Raw genomic sequence first — 16,845 nt, forward strand, 5'->3', positions numbered from 1 at the left:
CTGGTGGGCTGGTACTTTTGCCTGGAGCGAATCAGGACTGGCGGTAGGACACACGGGGCGTAAGAGGTCAAACGTCTCTTGTCAGCAGTGAAAATATTCAGTATAAAAAATAGGTAACCTGATTGTTGAAGCTATCGTATGCTCTATGTAATCCGTTGCGTTTTGTCATATGCAGCTAATTTGACCGCATATATCTGATCATTTGCTGAGAAAATCTGCTTTTAGTTAAGAATAAGATAAGAAAACTTGGAAAAAAATGAAACTACCTGAGTGTGTTACCCGTATATACAATAGAGCCGATACGAATGATAAATGAGGGAATGGAGATGCAGAACGTTTCACCTTTCAATTTTGCCAGTGATGATGATGTCGAGGGTTTTGAGGATGTTGAGCGCTTATTTAGCAAATTAGAGAAATTCACTCCACCTGCGGATATGGTTGCGCGTATTATGGGTGCCGTTGTCAACCTTCCCTCACCCCAGGAGTTGCAAAAGATGCAGGACAGTGCTCCTACATATGCTCAGGAGGGCCTGATCGTGCTCCACAATGGCAAAGAGCCATCGTAAGTTTATGCACACAAAAAGGGCGACTATCATCGTGATGGTCGCCCACATATTTTTGGCGATAGATGGATCACAGGCTATCAGGCAATCTGGTCTGTGAGTTTACCGGTTGAAACCAGCCAGCGGATAAATTCCATGCGGCGATTCACGATCTGGGCCTGATTCTTCTCTTTATCTGTATAATCTTTACGAAGCTTACTTAGTTGAACAACCTCTTTTTCGGCAAATCCACCTTTACGTAGAATATCACGATCTTCGTAGTGGTCCATATCTTGCCTCCTTTGGGATCAAGAAAAACTAGCATGCCGTTCAATCGTGTGAGTGAAGCCGCCTGACAGGCTGGGTTGCTTCGATAGAAGTGATCAGGTTTCCACGCTTGAGTTGTGGCGACTTCGCTAGCCGCGAGAGAGCGGCGTTCACGATTGTTTTTAATAGCAGGTAGGTGAGATTGGCAACATGCGTTGGATGCGCTTTAGAAGTGCCTGGACAGGATACGGTTTCGGTAAATGGTCCAATGTCAGGCGCGTCTCTCCTCGTTCGCGCATATATTGGCGGGCGCTGGTGACTGAACTTGAGGTGATGAGAACTGGTATGGGTGCAACGGAGCGCAATGCTTGCAATACATTCCAGCCATGGATATCACCGGTAAGTTCAAGGTCAAGCACTACGAGATCAGGAATGACGGAATGGAGAGAAGTGATGGCTTGCTCACCACTATGTACAGAGACGACGGTATAGCCAAGGGTTGTTAATGTATCAGCTTCCAGCGTGGCAAGCGTCGGATCGTCTTCAACCACCAGGATGTAATAGCCAGATTTGCGTCCTCCATCTGCCTCCTGGAGAGGCTCTACAACTTCCAGGTGCGATGTCGTGTCGCTATCCGACGGTTCCTGCTCTGTGTTCGGATCTTGCATGACGGGCATCCTGCTTCCGCTAGCTTACCAAACAGACGGCCTGTAGATCGTCGCCGGTGCGACTGAAGAATGAGCCAACGTCTATCTTGTTCTGCTCGTTTCCTCTAAGCACAGCTTACCCGATAATGCGTGAGGAACACGTGAAGATTGGGCAATTGTGTGAAATCTGTGTGAAAATCGTTAATATTGTGCACTTTTCCCAGTCTCTCGTGGGGGGTCAGATGTACGCCTTTGCTCATGCTGAGGTTGACAGACTAAGTATATTCAAACCTGGATGTGTCTCTTTTTTTTTCTGCACCCAGGTATGTGTTAATATTCCTATATTGTCCATTCCAGAAAATTTTTAGCCGATATGTATAGAGATATGTGCAAAAAGTAACCTCTGTCCTATTCATGGGTAGAAAGGAATTTTGACAATGGGTAATTTTATCAAAGGCGTTTTATTAGGCGTGGGTATTGCTTTACTGGTGGCACCTAAGAAGGGTGAGGAGATGCGCGCCATGCTCAGTGAGCGCATCGATGCCTTGCGCGCGTCTGCAGAGAAGAGTGATACCTTGAAGCAAATCAAGCAAAAAGTGACTGAGAGTGTTCAGCAAGGATCGCAGAGCTGGAGTGGCCGTACTACCGAGACCCGCGCTCGTGATCATGCCGGCAATCCCATAAGTCCCAGCCGGCCAGAAGCGCCGCCCCGGCCGATCGTGACCGACGACACGACACGCTCGGATCCCTTCAATCAACCAAACCGCTAGTTTTTATGGCAGTCAAGCAGTCAGGGTTATCCCTGACTGCTTTTCTTATAGTTGTGACTACCCCAACGAATACTCTCATCCACGGCGACGCAGAGCTTCATGGAGGCGTTCCAGCACACATAATGTATCGTCGCGACGATCAACAGGCTTGCTAGTGGGGTGGACCAACTATGCCTGCGAGATCCTGTGCGATGTTCCAGGCATCCGGGGAGCCAAGGCCCGTAGCCAGATCATAGCCTTCTGTTGCTGGATAATATAGATTATTTCCACTGATGATATCGTGATAGGCAAGAGTGGGCTGTGGAGTATTGTAGAGCCTATAAAGAGCCGGATTGGCATGTCCCAGGGTCGTCTGCTTGTGTGTGATCAGATAGTGATTGATATCAACCGCGATACCAGCCAGAGCGGTGCAGCAATACTTGTCCCACCAGCAACAAACCAGCCTGAACAACCAGCGATGGAAATGGTGCAATAGACAGCGTTGCCTGAAGCAGGATCAGCATTTGCCGAAACGTCAGGCACCATACGGTGAGGATTGGTCACATTGGGACCATATTGATAATCAGGGCGATCGAAGTAGGCGCTGATCCCACCACCACTACCAAAGCCACGAGGATACAGGGGGAGTACGCGGGATTTGACCAGGCTGATTCGCTAAGATAGGCGTTATCAGCTTTGAGGTTGAGGTGAGTCCCACCAACACTAATCACATAGGGATCATCTGCTGGTGAGTCAACGGCGAGATCGGCATCATTGCAATCATAGGCACCAGTGTCCCCACTAGCAGCAAAGAAGGACTGTCCTTGCACTGCCCCTTGAGTAAAAATGTTACGAAGAGCAAGGAGTTCTGCATTTCCAGATGCCTTTTCGCATTCACCCCAACTGGTGCTGACAATGGGTGCGGCATTATCAGCGATGATCTGGTTGTAGGTAGCATTGATACCCGCCGTCGTATTGGGGCCAATATAGATCTTCTGTGTGGCGCCAGGAGCGAATCCCGAGACAATTTCCATGTCCAGGGCAACTTCCAGCGCATTTACTCCTGGCGTATTTGTCGCCCCATTGACCAGGACTGGGACAGCCTTCACTGTACCAAGATTGTAGGTACTGCGATACGTATTGATATCGGACGGATTATAGCCATCCAATTCAAATAGTGCAACTGTTTGTCCGGTGCCGTCTGCACCTTCCTTGAGCAGGGGATTGACATGATAAGCGCTACGGAGCTGGCTTGGAGTGTATCCACTAGCCGAATCTGCATGCTGGAACATCTTTTTCTTCAGAACGAGCGGATGGTAATGTGCGACATTATCTAGCCCGGCAATCGTTTGTATCGCTGGAGCGATCGTATCAGGAACCGCTGGATCAACCGCTGGAGCATACACCAGGCGCCCGTTGAGGTCATAACTGTTCAGTTTGGTGCTGAAGGCTTTTTCGACGAGACCCGCTGAGCCGGAAGCATAGATAAACAAGTTGTTACTCGCGACCGACTCGACATGCAGTCCTTGCTGGTGTAAGTAAGCAACGATATGATCGATGGCGGCTTGCGTCGGGCCAAATTGAGCTTTGAATGCTTGAGGAGTCAGATAGTGACGATAGAGCACTGATGCTGGATTCGCCTGTGCCGCAAGCAACCTATTCAATGCTGGCTGATTACGGAGTGCCAGGCCAATAGAGAGATGAAGCGGTGTCTCTTTGGGCGTCGCTCCAATGGAAGGATACTGTTGCAGCAGCGGTATGAGGTGACCAGGCAGTATATGTCTCTGGTTGCCTGCGGTACGTGCTGCAGCAAAGAGTGGTGGGACGCTAAAAAAAATTTGAGATGTGCTAAACACAAGAAGAATGGCAAGGAACTTACCAGCGAGGGGGCGATATCCTTTTTGCTGCCCGGTCTTTTTTTTCATGCTACCTCCAAAGAGAATTAAACACTGCACCTTTGGTTACGAGGCTTCATAATGTGATGCGGCGGTTTTTGGTGGTGTTGGATCACTCCCAGTGAGTGGCAAGCCTGGAAGCCAATTTCTATGGGAATTTGTCCTGCGGTGAATGTTGTTGCTGTTGCTGTTGCTGTTGTTAGTATTAGTATTGCCATTGTTGTTGTTAGTATTGCCATTGTTGTTGTGAATATCGTTGCCGTTATCTCTATCATGATGTTGGGGATTTTGCTGCTCCTCAACGAAAACAGTATCGGTTGCAGTGCTATACGTCCCAATATTTCGCGGCGTGTCGACGGTTGCCGTATCAGTAATACTGGGGACGGCATCTTCGGTCAGGATGGCTGTAATGGTTATTGGAGGTAATGACTCGCCTGCCTTCACAGGAAATGGTCCCACAAAGGTCGCCGTGATTACCGCCGGGCTCGTCGTCGAGCTGATGGTAAAGCTCCAGCCAGATCCAAAGGCTTGCAGATTCTTTTCTCCAATCGGAATGATATCCGAAACGATGATTGCGTTTGGCGAAACAACAGGGCCAGCAGTCTTAGCGTTGGTGGCTGTCAGTGTATACGTGACTTTGTCACCAACCATAAACAGATGATCGTCACCGCCATTTTTATCGTTTTCACTGTTCTGGTGCGTCTTGGTAAGTACCAGATCGGATACGCTGGTTAGAGTCGGCGTTGGAGTTGGCATTGACGTTGGAGTTGGCATTGACGTTGGAGTTGGAGTTGGAGTTGAGGTTGGAGTTGGAGTTGGTGTCGGCGTTGAGGTTGGAGTTGGTGTCGGCTTTGGTGTCGCGTTGGAGTTGGTGTCGGAGTTGGCGTTGGTGTCGGAGTTGGAGTTGGAGTTGAGGTTGGAGTTGGAGTTGGAGTTGGAGTTGAGGTTGAGGTTGGAGTTGGTGTCGGCTTTGGTGTCGGCGTTGGAGTTGGTGTCGGAGTTGGCGTTGGTGTCGGAGTTGGAGTTGAGGTTGGAGTTGGAGTTGGAGTTGGAGTTGAGGTTGGAGTTGGAGTTGAGGTTGGAGTTGGAGTTGGAGTTGGAGTGGCACATGAAGATCGAGTGATTACATTGGTATCTAATGTTACAGCGCCATTGCGCGCATAGAGGCTGCCGTGCTCTACGGCACGTGTCGCGAAGGAGATGGAGGTGAGTGCCAGAATGTTTCCTGAAAAACTCGTGGTCGTTCCAATCGTCGCAGAACTACCAACTTGCCAGAAGACATTACATGCTTGAGCACCATTGATCAGCAACACACTCGCATTACTCGCCGTGTTGAGGGTACTCCCTATCTGAAAGATAAAGACACTCGAAAGGTTTCCTTGACCGTTGAGGGTGAGTTGGCCGGTCAATTGAGCAGAGGATGAGAAACAGTACACTCCTGACGTGAGGGTTAAGCCTCCGAGATCCTGGCCGGTCAAATCCGCATCGCAGTGTTGTCCAGCTCCATTCACATATGCGATCGTCGCATCACTCTGCGCTTGTCCTGCCACCGCATCGGCAACGTGTACCGCCCCGTTCACGATTCCAGGTGGAAAACCCGTCACTGCACTCCCTGGACTCACGCCAAGATCACCATTTACCACGGTCGGACCAGTATTGGTGACCGTACTTCCGCCAAGCACAGCGAAACTGCTAGCCGTTCCAAGAGGAGGTTGGGTCGCAGAAGGATGTGCATGAACCTGTAATCGTGCAGCTGATGAGAAAACAAGCGCACAACCTAGTGAAAATAGTATCACACTCGTTAGAATGATGCCCATTTTTGACCTGAAAAATCTTTTCATCAGTACAGTTCTCCTGCTAAAGAAAGTGACACTTCTTTAGAACAAGTAATTAAGGTAATATTAGCTAATTGAACGAAATAGATCAAAAGAGTATCTCGCAGTAAAGAGAAAATAGAGTATTGAATTCCATTTTCTATATAAAGTATACTTGTAACGTATATTTATCAAATGAAAATGTATTAATATAATTCGTGCTAATTGATCTACATATGTTTATCAAACACTTCAACAGGTATTCACTGGAACGTGCTGTGTCGATTATCAACTGGAAAACAAAGCTAGCAATTTGGTGGTCCTGGATTACCGTTTATGGTGGGGGTCAAAAAGAATAAGGAGGGTAGAAGCTTAATTGTAGAGGAGAGGACCATCATGCAAACAATGTCACCTGTTGTCATTGAGGACATAGAGAGCCATGTGACCTTTGCCGCACATACACAGGCGGTTCAGGTGCTATCCAGGTCATGCATACCCATCTTCACGAGCTACTGACGCTGGCAGATCTTGCCTCGGTCGCCTGCTTGAGCCCTTATCATTTTAACCGCGTCTTTCGGCGGATGATTGGTATTCCCCCCGGCGAATTTTTGTCCGCGCTCCGCCTCCAGACGGCTCGCCGCTTGCTTTTGACGACCCCGCTCAGCGTTACCGATATTTGTTTTGAGGTTGGCTATACCAGTACCAGCTCGTTTACGTCCCGTTTCGCCCAGGCGGTCGGTGCGTCTCCACGCCAGTTGCGCCAGCGTGCCCATGAATTTGATTTGGAGCCGCTGGATAAAGAAATGCGTGTGTCCAGACCACCGGTTGACCGACAACAGAATGTGATCAGTACGCCATCGACCTTGCAGGGCTATGTCACCGCACCTGCCAGCTTTCAGGGCGAAATCTATATTGGTCTCTTTCACCGTTCTCTGCCGCAGGGCGCACCGATCAGGTGTACCAAGCTCTATGCCCCCGGTTTCTATCAGATCCCCAATGTGCCAGACGGTGCCTATTATTTATTGTCGGCCGCGTTTCCCTTCGCCAATGATCCCCAGAAATATCTCTCTCCGGGCGAAAAAATGCTGGTGGCCAAAAACTCAAGTCCACTGATGATCCACAAAGGCCACATTTCTGGTATCCCGGATCTCACGTTGCGGCCCCCGCGCCTCACTGATCCACCATTGGTGATGGGGCTTCCATTGCTCTAAAGGGGGAGCCGGCAGGATTAATTATTTTCGTTTAATCGAAGTTGACTAAATGTTGTCAGGTATGCTTAAATAAGAGTAGTCAATTGTGACTAAAAAAATCAAGGAGAAATATATTCATGTTTATTGCTGTCAATAAAGTTAACGTACCTGCCGACAAACAGCCAATGGTGATCAAAGGTTTTGAGCATGCCGCGCCAGGCATGAAGCAATTCAAAGGCTTCCTGGGCCTTGAGCTCTGGACTGCCGACGACAACAGCCTCCTGGCGATCTCACGCTGGGAAAGCAAAGAGGATCTTGACGAGTACACCAAAAATGATCTGTTCAAGCAGCATCATGGTGGTGCCAGCCGCGAAGATTCCCAGCCCGGATCAGTCACCTACTATAACGGCCAGGTGCTTTCCTGAGCAGATTGGCTCCGCTATGTTTGTAGCGGAGCCAATTCTCATTGTCCCGGATCTGTCTTTGATGATTAGCGGGGGATATCCAGGCCCCGTTTCTTGAGATGAGCCGCGATGGCGTCGGTATAAGCAAAGAGGGCGGTACGCCACCCGAGTGGAGTAGCAGGATCGTCTGCTGCTGTGACCAGCGTCCAGCGGCCTGGTGGGCCAGGAAGCCCGACAGCATTTTTCCCGAATAGACAGGATCCAGCAGAATACCTTCGGTCTGCCCCATCAGCATAATGGCATCTAAGCATGCTTCAGTTGGATCGCCATATTCACGGCCAACAAACTCGTCATGTATCTCAAATACGCCTCGCGCCCGCTGCGGATCGCGCTCAAGCAGACGGCAGAGCTCGGTCCACCATATTTCCATCTTTTGATAGCAGGCGGCCTTTTTTTGATTGACGCTGATACCGATCAAAGGACAGGTGATGCCCTTTTCGCGTAGTGCCAGCAGCAATGCTGTGAAGATGCCACCCGTACCAAACGGTGTATAGATCGCATCCAGCTGGATACCCTGTTCCTCAACTTGCTGTGCGATCTCCAGCCCGCAGCGAATATAGCCCAGACAACTGTGTGGAGTGGTGCCACTAACAGGAATCACATAGGGCTTTTTTCCCTGTGCCAGCAGTGACTGGCAGACATCATCAACGGCAGGTTGTAGATCCCAGTGGCTGGCGGCCTCGACGAGATGGACCTGCGCCCCCATCAAGTACACGGTCAGCAGGTTTCCCTGGATGGCCTGGTATTGATCGCGGCTCAGAATAACTACGCAATCCATACCAACCTTGCGCGCAGCGGCTGTGGTCAGGCGTGCGTGATTGCTCTGGGCGCTGCCGCAGGTCACCAGCGTATCAGCTCCTTGCGCCAGTGCGCGTGCCACTTCATATTCCAACTTACGCGGCTTATCGCCACCCAGCGTCAGATCCGTCAAATCATCGCGTTTCATCCAGAGCTGTGGTCCGAGCCTTGCACTCAGCGTAGGCAAAGCCTGCAGCGGCGTCGGCAAACGAGTCAGCGAGACGCGTGGATACTCCTCCAGCGCAGCTTCAAGTGACTTCTGCATCTCTTTTCTCGCTCCTTATATATAATATAGCCCGGCCAACCATCAAAATAACAATGGAGTCGAAAATGTAGGTTCGACCCTTGCGGTCGATTAACTCCCTTTATTCTATCCTCCCTTAACCATGAGCAACCTGCTATATGCCTTGTTCTACGTGATCTTGATCGGAGAGGTTGATTTGGGGGAACCAATCGGGCAAGCCCCGAACCTACGGTGGCTTGGATGTTGGCTATGGTTTTAGCGAACCCAGGAAATCCAGTACAATCTGGTTGAACTCGCTTGGTTTCTCCATAAAGGGATGGTGCGCTGTGTCTGCCATAATGATCTTTCTGGCAGCGGGTATCTCGGCTGCTAGGTGCTCAAGCGGATTGGGTACATCCAACGCTCCTAGAATGATGAGCGTTGGTACTGCAATCGTTGATAGACGTTCAATGGCAGGTGGTTCTAACGGGATTGGGTGCATCTGATCCTGGATCTCCTCATCTGGACGTTCCCAGTTGCGCGTGGTCATTGCGCGCACCCGTTCGCGCACATCGGGAGCCGCTTGCGCCGGAAGTCGGCCTGGTCCATCCGTCCATAAATCTAGTGAGATATCAACTGCTCGTGCGATATCGTGTTGCTCAAATGCGTCATTCAGGCTGGTATACATACGCGCCACAACTGGATGATCTTTCATCATTTCTTCGGATGGCTGAAATCCGCTGACTCCTGCTGTGACAGGGATTAGCGCATCTACCAGCTCAGGATGTTCAAGTGTAAAATCGATTGCCAGCGCGCCTCCTCCAGAGACTCCCATCAGATAGGCGCTCTCGATGCCCAGGAATTTCATCAATTCGTAGAGATCCTGGCGCGCGGAATAAGGCTTCTCCCCGGTAACCAACCCAGAATCGCCAAAGCCGCGCTGATCATAGCGGATAACCCTGTATTGTTGAGCGAAGACGGCGAACTGATCGTCCCATGATCTTCTATCCAGCAGATGTCCATGTATGAGAATGAATGGATGCCCTGTACCGGCCACTTCATAATATAGTTTTGTGTTGTTCACATCGGCAAAGCCCGTCTGCACATTTTCTGTATTTGCCATAGTGTTATTCCTTTCGCTTTATCTTTCACACTCTTAGTATGATAACAGCATAAGCGGTTAAGAACGACCCTATATAGCTAGCTTGCAGCTGGAACTGAAGAACCTCAGCGTAAAATCTACGTCGCATCGGTCGCTAACCGTTGCTTAAGTTGAACGTATTAGAGTGTGCTGCCCACGTCCGTAAATGCTGTTACAGTGAAACTTATATACTTGAAAGGCATCAATAAATGGAAGAACAGGTTACGCCAGACTTGATCGACATTGGCGACCAGCGCTAATACGTTTCGGTTAGCGAGACGTTGAGAGAGGGTTCGACGTGACCAGCAAGCAAGGTGTACGTGGAGAGGGCGCCACACGCGGAGGTCGCACTGCTGCGTTTGCGCAGGCCAGCGTGCAAGAACGACGCGCAGTGCTGTGGCGCCTACAGGGATCGTGTGTGCTGTGGCCTGCTCGCGCAGCAACGTGGTGGGAGAGCGCGTGGATCCTCCCCGTACCGGTGCGGAAAGGATCACGAAACAGGATCCGTCTCGGTGTAGGCGCCACAGGCATGCGCTGCTCGTTGAGCACCTCGCTCCACGAGAACGCCGCATGCCGGCCTCCGCGTGTGGCGCCCACTCGACGGACGATCCGCTGCTTTTTTTTACAACAGCTTTTGCAACCACAAAAGTGCTTCAACGAAACGTATTGGCCCTGGTGCCTATGGGTGCAAGACCTGCCGGTACGCCGACAGGTTGTAGCGACAAGCGCTGCCGCTACGGCAGCGCTTAGGATGGGTTGTTTGTTCAGGCGATGTAGGCGTAGGCGGGGATGGTCAGGAATTCGATGAAGTTTTTGTCGCTAATGATCTGGTCAAGGATGGTGCCGGCGGCGGTGAATGGGCGTGCGGCATATTCTTGTCTGCCGATGTTGTCCTGGAGCCGTATTTGTTCTTCCTGGAGAAACTGGCGGAACATGTCGATGGTGATGCGGCGACCATCGTTGAGGATACCGCCGGGATGGTTGATCCATTGCCAGATCTGGGCACGCGAGATTTCGACGGTGGCGGCGTCTTCCATCAGGTGGTTGATGGGGACACAGCCGTTGCCGCGCAGCCAGGCTTCCAGGTATTGCAGGCTGACGCTGATGTTGTTGCGCAGTCCGGCTTCGGTGATGCTACCAGCGGGCATCTGGAGCAGGTCGGCGGCGCTGACGTGGACATCTTCCCGTTTGCGCTGTACCTGGTTGGCCTGTGGCATCAGGGCATTGAATTCTTCGAGTGCAATCGGTACCAGACCTGGATGGGCGACCCAGGTACCATCGTGCCCGTCGCTGGCCTCGCGTTTTTTGTCGGCTCGTACCCGCGCCAGGGCGGTCTCGTTGGCGGTGGGATCATTTTTGATCGGGATCTGAGCCGCCATACCACCAATGGCATGGGCATTACGCCGATGGCAGGTCTGGATTGTGAGGAGCGAGTAGGAGTGCATAAAGTGTGTGGTCATGGTGACCTCGGCACGATCCGGTAGGATGAAATCAGGATTATGGTGGAACTTCTTGATCACACTAAAGATATAATCCCAGCGTCCGCAGTTGAGTCCGGCTGCGTGTTCACGCAACTCATAGAGGATCTCGTGCATCTCGAAGCTTGCTAGAATAGTCTCGATGAGCACGGTCGCTTTAATCGTGCCCTGTGGAATACTGAGGAGCTGCTGGGCCAGTACGAAAATGTCATTCCAGAGTCGGGCCTCAAGATGGCTCTCCATTTTGGGGAGATAGAAGTAGGGGCCGCTCCCATTGTCCAGCAGTTGCTGGGCGTTATGGAAGACATACAGGCCAAAATCGAAGATGCCTGCTGAGATTGGTTGGCCGTCAATCAGCACATGCTTTTCTAGCAGGTGCCAGCCGCGTGGACGCACCATCAGGACCGCGGTCTTGTCCTTCAGTTGATATGTTTTACCATCGGGATTAGTAAAGCTGATCGTGCGCCGGATAGCATCGCGCAGATTAATCTGTCCCTGGATCGTGTTTTCCCAGGTCGGGGTATTGGAGTCCTCGAAGTCAGCCATGAAGCCGTATGCGCCCGAGTTCAGCGCGTTAATAATCATCTTACGTTCAACCGGACCCGTGATCTCGACGCGGCGATCCTGGAGATCCGCCGGAATCGGCGCGACGGTCCAGTCTCCGTTTCTGATCTGTTCGGTCTCAGGGAGAAAATCAGGTAGCTTTCCGGCATCGAGCTCAAGCTGGCGTTGGGCGCGGGCCGCCAGGAGTTCTTCGCGACGCGTGCCGAAGGCGCGGACCAGGCTGGCGATAAAGGTCATGGCCTCAGGAGTCAGGATTTCCGCAAAGGCCGGGGAGATCGCGGCCTTGATCTCAATACCCGGTGCATAATTAATCGTTGATGGGTGGTCATAGTGCCCTCCATCCTTTCTGCTTATGGTGTATGCGCGTTGCCTGCCAGCTCCAGCAATGCTAGAAGCTGGCAGGCAACGCGAGTCGCGCTCAACATATATTAGTGGAATTGGCCTTCTTCGGTTGAGCCGGTCAGGGCAGTGGTGGAGGATTGTCCGCCGGAGATGACTTTGGCTACTTCATCGAAATAGCCGGTACCAACCTCGCGCTGGTGTTTGGTGGCGGTATAGCCCTTAGCTTCTAATGCGAACTCCTCTTGCTGCAACTCTGAATAGGCGCTCATGCCACGATCTTTATAGTCGAGGGCCAGTTTAAACATACTCTGGTTCAGGGCATGGAAACCGGCCAGCGTAATAAACTGGAAGACATAGCCCATCTTTGAGAGTCGCTGCTGGAATTCCGCGATGGCGTCGGGCTCCAGTTTTTTGCGCCAGTTGAAGGATGGAGAACAGTTATAGGCGAGGAGCTGGTCGGGATACTGTGCATGGATTGCGTCGGCGAAGCGCTGGGCCTCTTCGATATTTGGTTCAGAGGTTTCACACCAGATCAAATCGCAGTAGGGAGCATAGGCCAGCCCACGAGCAATCGCGGTCTCCAGTCCGTTGCGGATCTTGTAGAAGCCTTCGTGGGTGCGCTCATCGGTCAGAAATTGATGATCGACTGGATCGATGTCGGAGGTGATCAGGGTGGCGGCGTTAGCATCCGTGCGAGCAAACAGGAGGGTTGGGACGTTCAGGACATCGGCGGCAAAGCGAGCGGCCACCAGATGCTTGATCGCGGTCTGCGTTGGGATCAGGACCTTGCCACCCATGTGGCCGCATTTCTTTTCGGAGGCCAGCTGATCCTCAAAATGGACGCCGGCCGCGCCTGCCTCGATCATCGCCTTCATCATCTCAAAGACGTTCAGAGGACCACCAAAGCCGGCCTCGCCATCGGCGATAATGGGGCAAACCAATCAATATCGTCCTTGCCTTCTGAATGATAAATCTGATCGACGCGCTGGAAGGCCTGATTGATCTTGCGCACAACCTGCGGCACGCTATTAGCGGGATACAAACTCTGGTCGGGATACATCTGACCGGCCAGGTTGGCATCTGCGGCAACCTGCCAGCCACTAAGATAAATAGCTTTAAGGCCAGCCTTTACCTGCTGTACCGCCTGATTGCCGGTGAGCGCACCCAGGGCCGCCACATATGATTCACTATGGAGGAGCTCCCAGAGCCGTTCCGCACCCCGGCGAGCCAGTGTATGCTCAATCTGGAGTGTGCCCTGTAATCGCAAAACATCTTCCGCGCTATAAGGACGCTTGACTCCGTGCCAGCGCTCCTCTGTCTCCCAGGCATTTGACAATTCGACGGCATGTTGACGTTTCATCATGATGTGTGTTCCTTTCCCGGCAATGAACCAGCGCAGATCATAAAAGATCGTGCGTACATTTTTTGTAGACCACAGTGTCTACGTGTTACCTACTAGAAAGGATACCTGGAAAAGCAGCAAAAGAACTAGGATTTGAGTTCACAAGTACTGAGGTATAGCATAAGTAAACGCTTATATGTGTAGCCAGCTAACATTTTAGTAAACGCTAGCAAAATAGTCTGTAAATAAGCTATACTGTACGATTATCGTTTCTTTGCAAAGGAGCAAGGGGAATGCGCAATCTGAATCTTCATCAACTGGCAACCTTTCAAGTAGTAGCGAAACATTGTAGCTATGTGCGGGCCGCTGAAGAATTACATTTCAGTCAGCCGGCGGTCTCGGCCCAGATCCGTCAGCTCGAAGAGACGCTGGGACTCAAGCTTTTCGATAAGATTGGCCGCAAGACGCATTTAACGCAAGCGGGCCAGGAATTGTATCGCTACACGCAGAAAATTTCAGCTTTAATCGACGAAACCATGGAGACGATGGAGTCTCTGCGCAGTCCGCAGTATGGCCGTTTAAGTGTCGGAGCTGACACCACGGTCGGCACCTATGTGATTCCTGCCCTGCTCGGAAAATTTCGGCAGATTTATCCGCATGTCGAGATTACGCTGGAAGTCGTGAACCGTGGCTATCTGCTTGACGACCTGCTCCACAACCGTGTCGACCTGGTGATTATGGGCAAAATTCCTACCGAGACACCCGTCTATGCCGCGCCCTTCGCCCCCAACGAACTGGTGCTGATTGCGCCCACCACCCATCGCCTGGCCGGCTGCGTCAATGTACCCATGACCGACCTGGCCCGTGAACACTTCCTGCTGCGCGAAACCGGATCCGGCACCCGGGCCGCGCTCGAAGGAGCCTTCCAGGCCGCCGGCCTACCGCTCCAGGTAAGCATGCAAGTTGGTAACAATAGTGCCATCAAACAAAGCGTAGCCGCCGGACTCGGCATCGGCCTTATTTCCCGTGTGGCTATCGACATGGAACTGGAGACCCGGCGGCTCGTCATGCTCAGCGTTGAAGGTTTTCCCATCATGCGCCACTGGTTCCTGGTCCACCTCGAAGACAAAAACCTATCCGCCACCGCCCGCGTCTTCAAACACTTTTTATTACAACACGCCGTCGACCCCACATAGGTGTGGAGCTTGCCTCCGATTGGTCCGGCCGCCATCAAAGCCAACCGAAATACGAATATCATGAAGGATCTCTTGGGGGTGCAGAAATCGGAGGCAAGCTCCGAACCTACGTGTCGTGTCTATTTTTGCCTTTGATGAGCATGCTACAATATTTTAAATCATTTCCGTTCCTGATCGCGATTCCGATGCCAGAAATGCAAGGATCATGGTAAAGATGTTCTGGTGGTCTGGATGGTCTGCTGGCTGCAGTGTGCGTGTCTGCATTTCTAGCAGATCGATGTAGAGCCTATCCATCATTTGCGCATTTTCAGGATACAGGTAACGCTGCATGTTTGTGCTGGCGCTATGTTTATCCAGGTGTTGGTATTCCAGGATACCTAAACGTTCTACTGTATCAGCGTTGCTTATATCGTGATAGCACATGACCAGCAGGCGATCGAGTTGTGCTCGATAAAACTTGTAGGCGCTGAAATGTTGCCAGCGTTGGCGATACTTTATGTAGCGAAGCGCTCCGAGGTAGGAGTCATACAATATATTGAGGGGCTCTGCAAAGCGAGCAGGCTGGTAGGTACTGGCCGTGGCTGGTGATATTGTTTCTGTGTGATATACACAGGTGGTATCGGCAAAAGGCAGGTTATTGGCTGTATCAGCTATGCTGAGGTCCAGTTTGGTATAGGGGGAATAATCCTCAAATAGCACCACATAAGCGGCATAGCCTACGCGAGCGGTCAGCGGAAAAGCCACCAGCACCTGTCCGATATGCGCGAGGCAAGCCGCCAGATGGTTCATAGTTGTATCAAAGTCCTGTGAGACAACATGCAAATCGATATCAGAATAGCGATCATGCGTCCCTTTTGCATACGAGCCAAACAGACCAATTTCAGACACCTCTGGCTCGGCCGCAAAGGCCTGGACGGCCCTGGTATAGAGTTGTTCCACTTGATCGATCATAATTATTTCCCTTCGAACTTTTCAGGCTGATTTTATCTATCCTTCAGCGCTCCCTTGCCAGACGATACGTTCGTGGGCACCTCCAGCCAGTTCGTCTGCGGTATCGTCGATTTTTATATATACCTGTTCTACATGATTATTCAATTATGGTAGATGATGAACTCTTTAGCAAGTTCAATACCAGAGGTTGTGGTGGAGCGAGGCGTGGAGGGAGGTGTTAGCGAGGGGGGGCTGGCTACGCTCGATGGGGAACTGGTTGCGGCCTTCAAGGCTAATACGTTTCACTTAGCGATGATGTGGCAAGAAAAGACATGGTGCAGAAAAGGAGCGGATCGTACGTCGAGAAGGCGCCACACGCGGAGGCCGGCATGCGGCGTGATGGTGGAGCGAGGTGCTCAAAGAGCATCGCATGCCTGTGGCGCCTACACCGAGACGGATCCTGTTTCGTGATCCTCTCCGAGAAGGTACTGGTCGGATCCACGCGCTCTCCCACCACGTTGCTGCGCGAGCAGGCCACGGCCCACACGATCCGTACCCGTGTAGGCGCCACAGCACTGCGCGTGGTTCGAGCACGCTGGCCTGCCAAAACGCAGCAGTGCGGCCTCCGCGTGTGGCGCCCAGTCCACGTACACCTTGCTTGCTGGTCACGTCGAACCATTTCTCAACGTATCGCTAAGTGAAACGTATTGGCCGCGAAGGCTGTCGCTACGGGGAGTGGCTCTCCTTTTTGGGATAATGGTATCCTGAATGTGGTTGAAAATGGATCTTTTAACGTCTCCACTCTAATGGTATACTCGCTTTATTGATATGTAATTGCATGAAGGGAATCAATTATGGCGTATACTGTTTCAAATGAAGCATTGAAGCTTAATGCGACTGCCAGTTTGTTTCAGGGGCAGGCATATGGGGATGATCTACCGGTGTCGGTGTTTCAGGTAGCTTCGGTGCCGGGCGGTGGCCCCAGTCTGCATGTCCATCCATATCCAGAGGTGTTTGTCTTGCACAGAGGTGAGGCGACGTTTACGGTGGGGGATGAGACTCTAAAAGTCAGTGCCGGGCATGTGGTGGTAGCGCCAGCCAATACGCCGCACAAGTTTAAGAATACCGGTGATGAGCCGTTGCTGCTCTTCTCGGTCCACCCCAATAAAGAGGTCATTCAAGAGGGGCTTGAAAACGACTAAGGGTCGTGCTCTCTACGCCAGGTATATCCCCAATTGTTTAGTTGTTAGGGATATACCTGGC

General features: G+C 51.6%; 18 protein-coding genes and 1 pseudogene. 7 read left to right on the top strand and 12 right to left on the bottom strand.

Going from position 1 to position 16,845, the window contains the following annotated elements; all coding sequences use genetic code 11:
* Positions 1 to 326 precede the first annotated feature (326 nt).
* The gene (locus tag KDW_RS29190) at positions 327 to 566 is read left to right on the top strand and encodes a hypothetical protein (protein WP_151759421.1); all 240 of its coding nucleotides are present in this window, start codon (positions 327 to 329) and stop codon (positions 564 to 566) included.
* A 77-nt stretch (positions 567 to 643) separates the two neighbouring features.
* Here the strand turns inward: KDW_RS29190 and KDW_RS29195 are convergent, their stop codons facing one another.
* Both KDW_RS29195 and KDW_RS29200 read right to left on the bottom strand, forming a co-directional pair.
* Positions 644 to 832 (bottom strand): hypothetical protein, encoded by a 189-nt coding sequence (locus tag KDW_RS29195; protein WP_151759422.1) that lies wholly within the window; start codon positions 830 to 832, stop codon positions 644 to 646.
* A gap of 159 nt (positions 833 to 991) precedes the next feature.
* A complete protein-coding gene (locus tag KDW_RS29200) occupies positions 992 to 1,477 on the bottom strand; it encodes a response regulator transcription factor (RefSeq protein ID WP_162005724.1) in 486 nt (161 codons plus the stop codon).
* Between the two features lie 416 nt (positions 1,478 to 1,893).
* On the opposite strand from KDW_RS29200, the gene KDW_RS29205 reads away from it, so the two are divergent.
* Positions 1,894 to 2,226, top strand: coding sequence for a YtxH domain-containing protein (locus KDW_RS29205; protein WP_151759424.1), 333 nt, complete (start codon positions 1,894 to 1,896; stop codon positions 2,224 to 2,226).
* A 151-nt stretch (positions 2,227 to 2,377) separates the two neighbouring features.
* Here the strand turns inward: KDW_RS29205 and KDW_RS29210 are convergent, their stop codons facing one another.
* The 4 genes from KDW_RS29210 to KDW_RS29225 all read right to left on the bottom strand — a co-directional run bounded on the left by KDW_RS29210 (position 2,378) and on the right by KDW_RS29225 (position 5,782).
* Entirely contained in the window at positions 2,378 to 2,698 is a 321-nt protein-coding gene (locus KDW_RS29210) for a hypothetical protein (RefSeq protein WP_151759425.1), read from the bottom strand.
* A 67-nt stretch (positions 2,699 to 2,765) separates the two neighbouring features.
* Positions 2,766 to 4,130: a S53 family peptidase gene (locus KDW_RS29215; RefSeq protein WP_151759426.1), complete on the bottom strand. Its 1,365-nt coding sequence runs from the start codon at positions 4,128 to 4,130 to the stop codon at positions 2,766 to 2,768.
* Between the two features lie 36 nt (positions 4,131 to 4,166).
* Positions 4,167 to 4,856 (bottom strand): hypothetical protein, encoded by a 690-nt coding sequence (locus KDW_RS33355; RefSeq protein WP_198925668.1) that lies wholly within the window; start codon positions 4,854 to 4,856, stop codon positions 4,167 to 4,169.
* Positions 4,832 to 5,782: an ice-binding family protein gene (locus KDW_RS29225; protein WP_198925670.1), complete on the bottom strand. Its 951-nt coding sequence runs from the start codon at positions 5,780 to 5,782 to the stop codon at positions 4,832 to 4,834. Before KDW_RS29225 ends, KDW_RS33355 begins: the two co-directional genes overlap by 25 nt.
* Before the next feature lie 620 nt (positions 5,783 to 6,402).
* Here KDW_RS29225 and KDW_RS29230 point away from each other — a divergent pair.
* Both KDW_RS29230 and KDW_RS29235 read left to right on the top strand, forming a co-directional pair.
* Positions 6,403 to 7,125 (top strand): helix-turn-helix domain-containing protein, encoded by a 723-nt coding sequence (locus KDW_RS29230; protein WP_151759427.1) that lies wholly within the window; start codon positions 6,403 to 6,405, stop codon positions 7,123 to 7,125.
* A 116-nt stretch (positions 7,126 to 7,241) separates the two neighbouring features.
* The gene (locus KDW_RS29235; protein WP_151759428.1) at positions 7,242 to 7,529 is read left to right on the top strand and encodes an antibiotic biosynthesis monooxygenase family protein; all 288 of its coding nucleotides are present in this window, start codon (positions 7,242 to 7,244) and stop codon (positions 7,527 to 7,529) included.
* On the opposite strand, the gene KDW_RS29240 is transcribed toward KDW_RS29235, so the two are convergent.
* The 5 genes and pseudogenes from KDW_RS29240 to aceA form a co-directional block, all read right to left on the bottom strand.
* Positions 7,498 to 8,631, bottom strand: coding sequence for a 1-aminocyclopropane-1-carboxylate deaminase/D-cysteine desulfhydrase (locus tag KDW_RS29240; RefSeq protein ID WP_151759429.1), 1,134 nt, complete (start codon positions 8,629 to 8,631; stop codon positions 7,498 to 7,500). The genes KDW_RS29235 and KDW_RS29240 overlap by 32 nt on opposite strands.
* 226 nt (positions 8,632 to 8,857) lie before the next feature.
* Complete coding sequence (locus tag KDW_RS29245) at positions 8,858 to 9,712, bottom strand: alpha/beta fold hydrolase (protein ID WP_151759430.1); 855 nt, start codon at positions 9,710 to 9,712, stop codon at positions 8,858 to 8,860.
* A gap of 158 nt (positions 9,713 to 9,870) precedes the next feature.
* Positions 9,871 to 10,224, bottom strand: a complete 354-nt coding sequence (locus tag KDW_RS29250) for a hypothetical protein (RefSeq protein WP_151759431.1) — start codon at positions 10,222 to 10,224, stop codon at positions 9,871 to 9,873.
* 270 nt (positions 10,225 to 10,494) lie between these two features.
* On the bottom strand, positions 10,495 to 12,084 hold the full coding sequence (gene aceB / locus KDW_RS29255; protein WP_151759432.1) for a malate synthase A: 1,590 nt from the start codon (positions 12,082 to 12,084) through the stop codon (positions 10,495 to 10,497).
* Positions 12,085 to 12,200: 116 nt separating this feature from the next.
* Positions 12,201 to 13,474, bottom strand: a pseudogene (gene aceA / locus KDW_RS35490) (isocitrate lyase).
* Positions 13,475 to 13,749: 275 nt separating this feature from the next.
* On the opposite strand from aceA, the gene KDW_RS29265 reads away from it, so the two are divergent.
* A complete protein-coding gene (locus KDW_RS29265; protein ID WP_151759433.1) occupies positions 13,750 to 14,652 on the top strand; it encodes a LysR substrate-binding domain-containing protein in 903 nt (300 codons plus the stop codon).
* A 153-nt stretch (positions 14,653 to 14,805) separates the two neighbouring features.
* On the opposite strand, the gene KDW_RS29270 is transcribed toward KDW_RS29265, so the two are convergent.
* Complete coding sequence (locus KDW_RS29270) at positions 14,806 to 15,603, bottom strand: nucleotidyltransferase domain-containing protein (protein WP_151759434.1); 798 nt, start codon at positions 15,601 to 15,603, stop codon at positions 14,806 to 14,808.
* A gap of 446 nt (positions 15,604 to 16,049) precedes the next feature.
* Here KDW_RS29270 and KDW_RS29275 point away from each other — a divergent pair, with 446 nt between their 5' ends.
* Both KDW_RS29275 and KDW_RS29280 read left to right on the top strand, forming a co-directional pair.
* On the top strand, positions 16,050 to 16,283 hold the full coding sequence (locus KDW_RS29275) for a hypothetical protein (protein ID WP_151759435.1): 234 nt from the start codon (positions 16,050 to 16,052) through the stop codon (positions 16,281 to 16,283).
* A 153-nt stretch (positions 16,284 to 16,436) separates the two neighbouring features.
* Positions 16,437 to 16,784, top strand: a complete 348-nt coding sequence (locus KDW_RS29280; protein WP_151759436.1) for a cupin domain-containing protein — start codon at positions 16,437 to 16,439, stop codon at positions 16,782 to 16,784.
* Positions 16,785 to 16,845 lie beyond the last annotated feature (61 nt).

This window comes from Dictyobacter vulcani, from assembly GCF_008974265.1.
Taxonomy (GTDB): domain Bacteria; phylum Chloroflexota; class Ktedonobacteria; order Ktedonobacterales; family Ktedonobacteraceae; genus Dictyobacter; species Dictyobacter vulcani.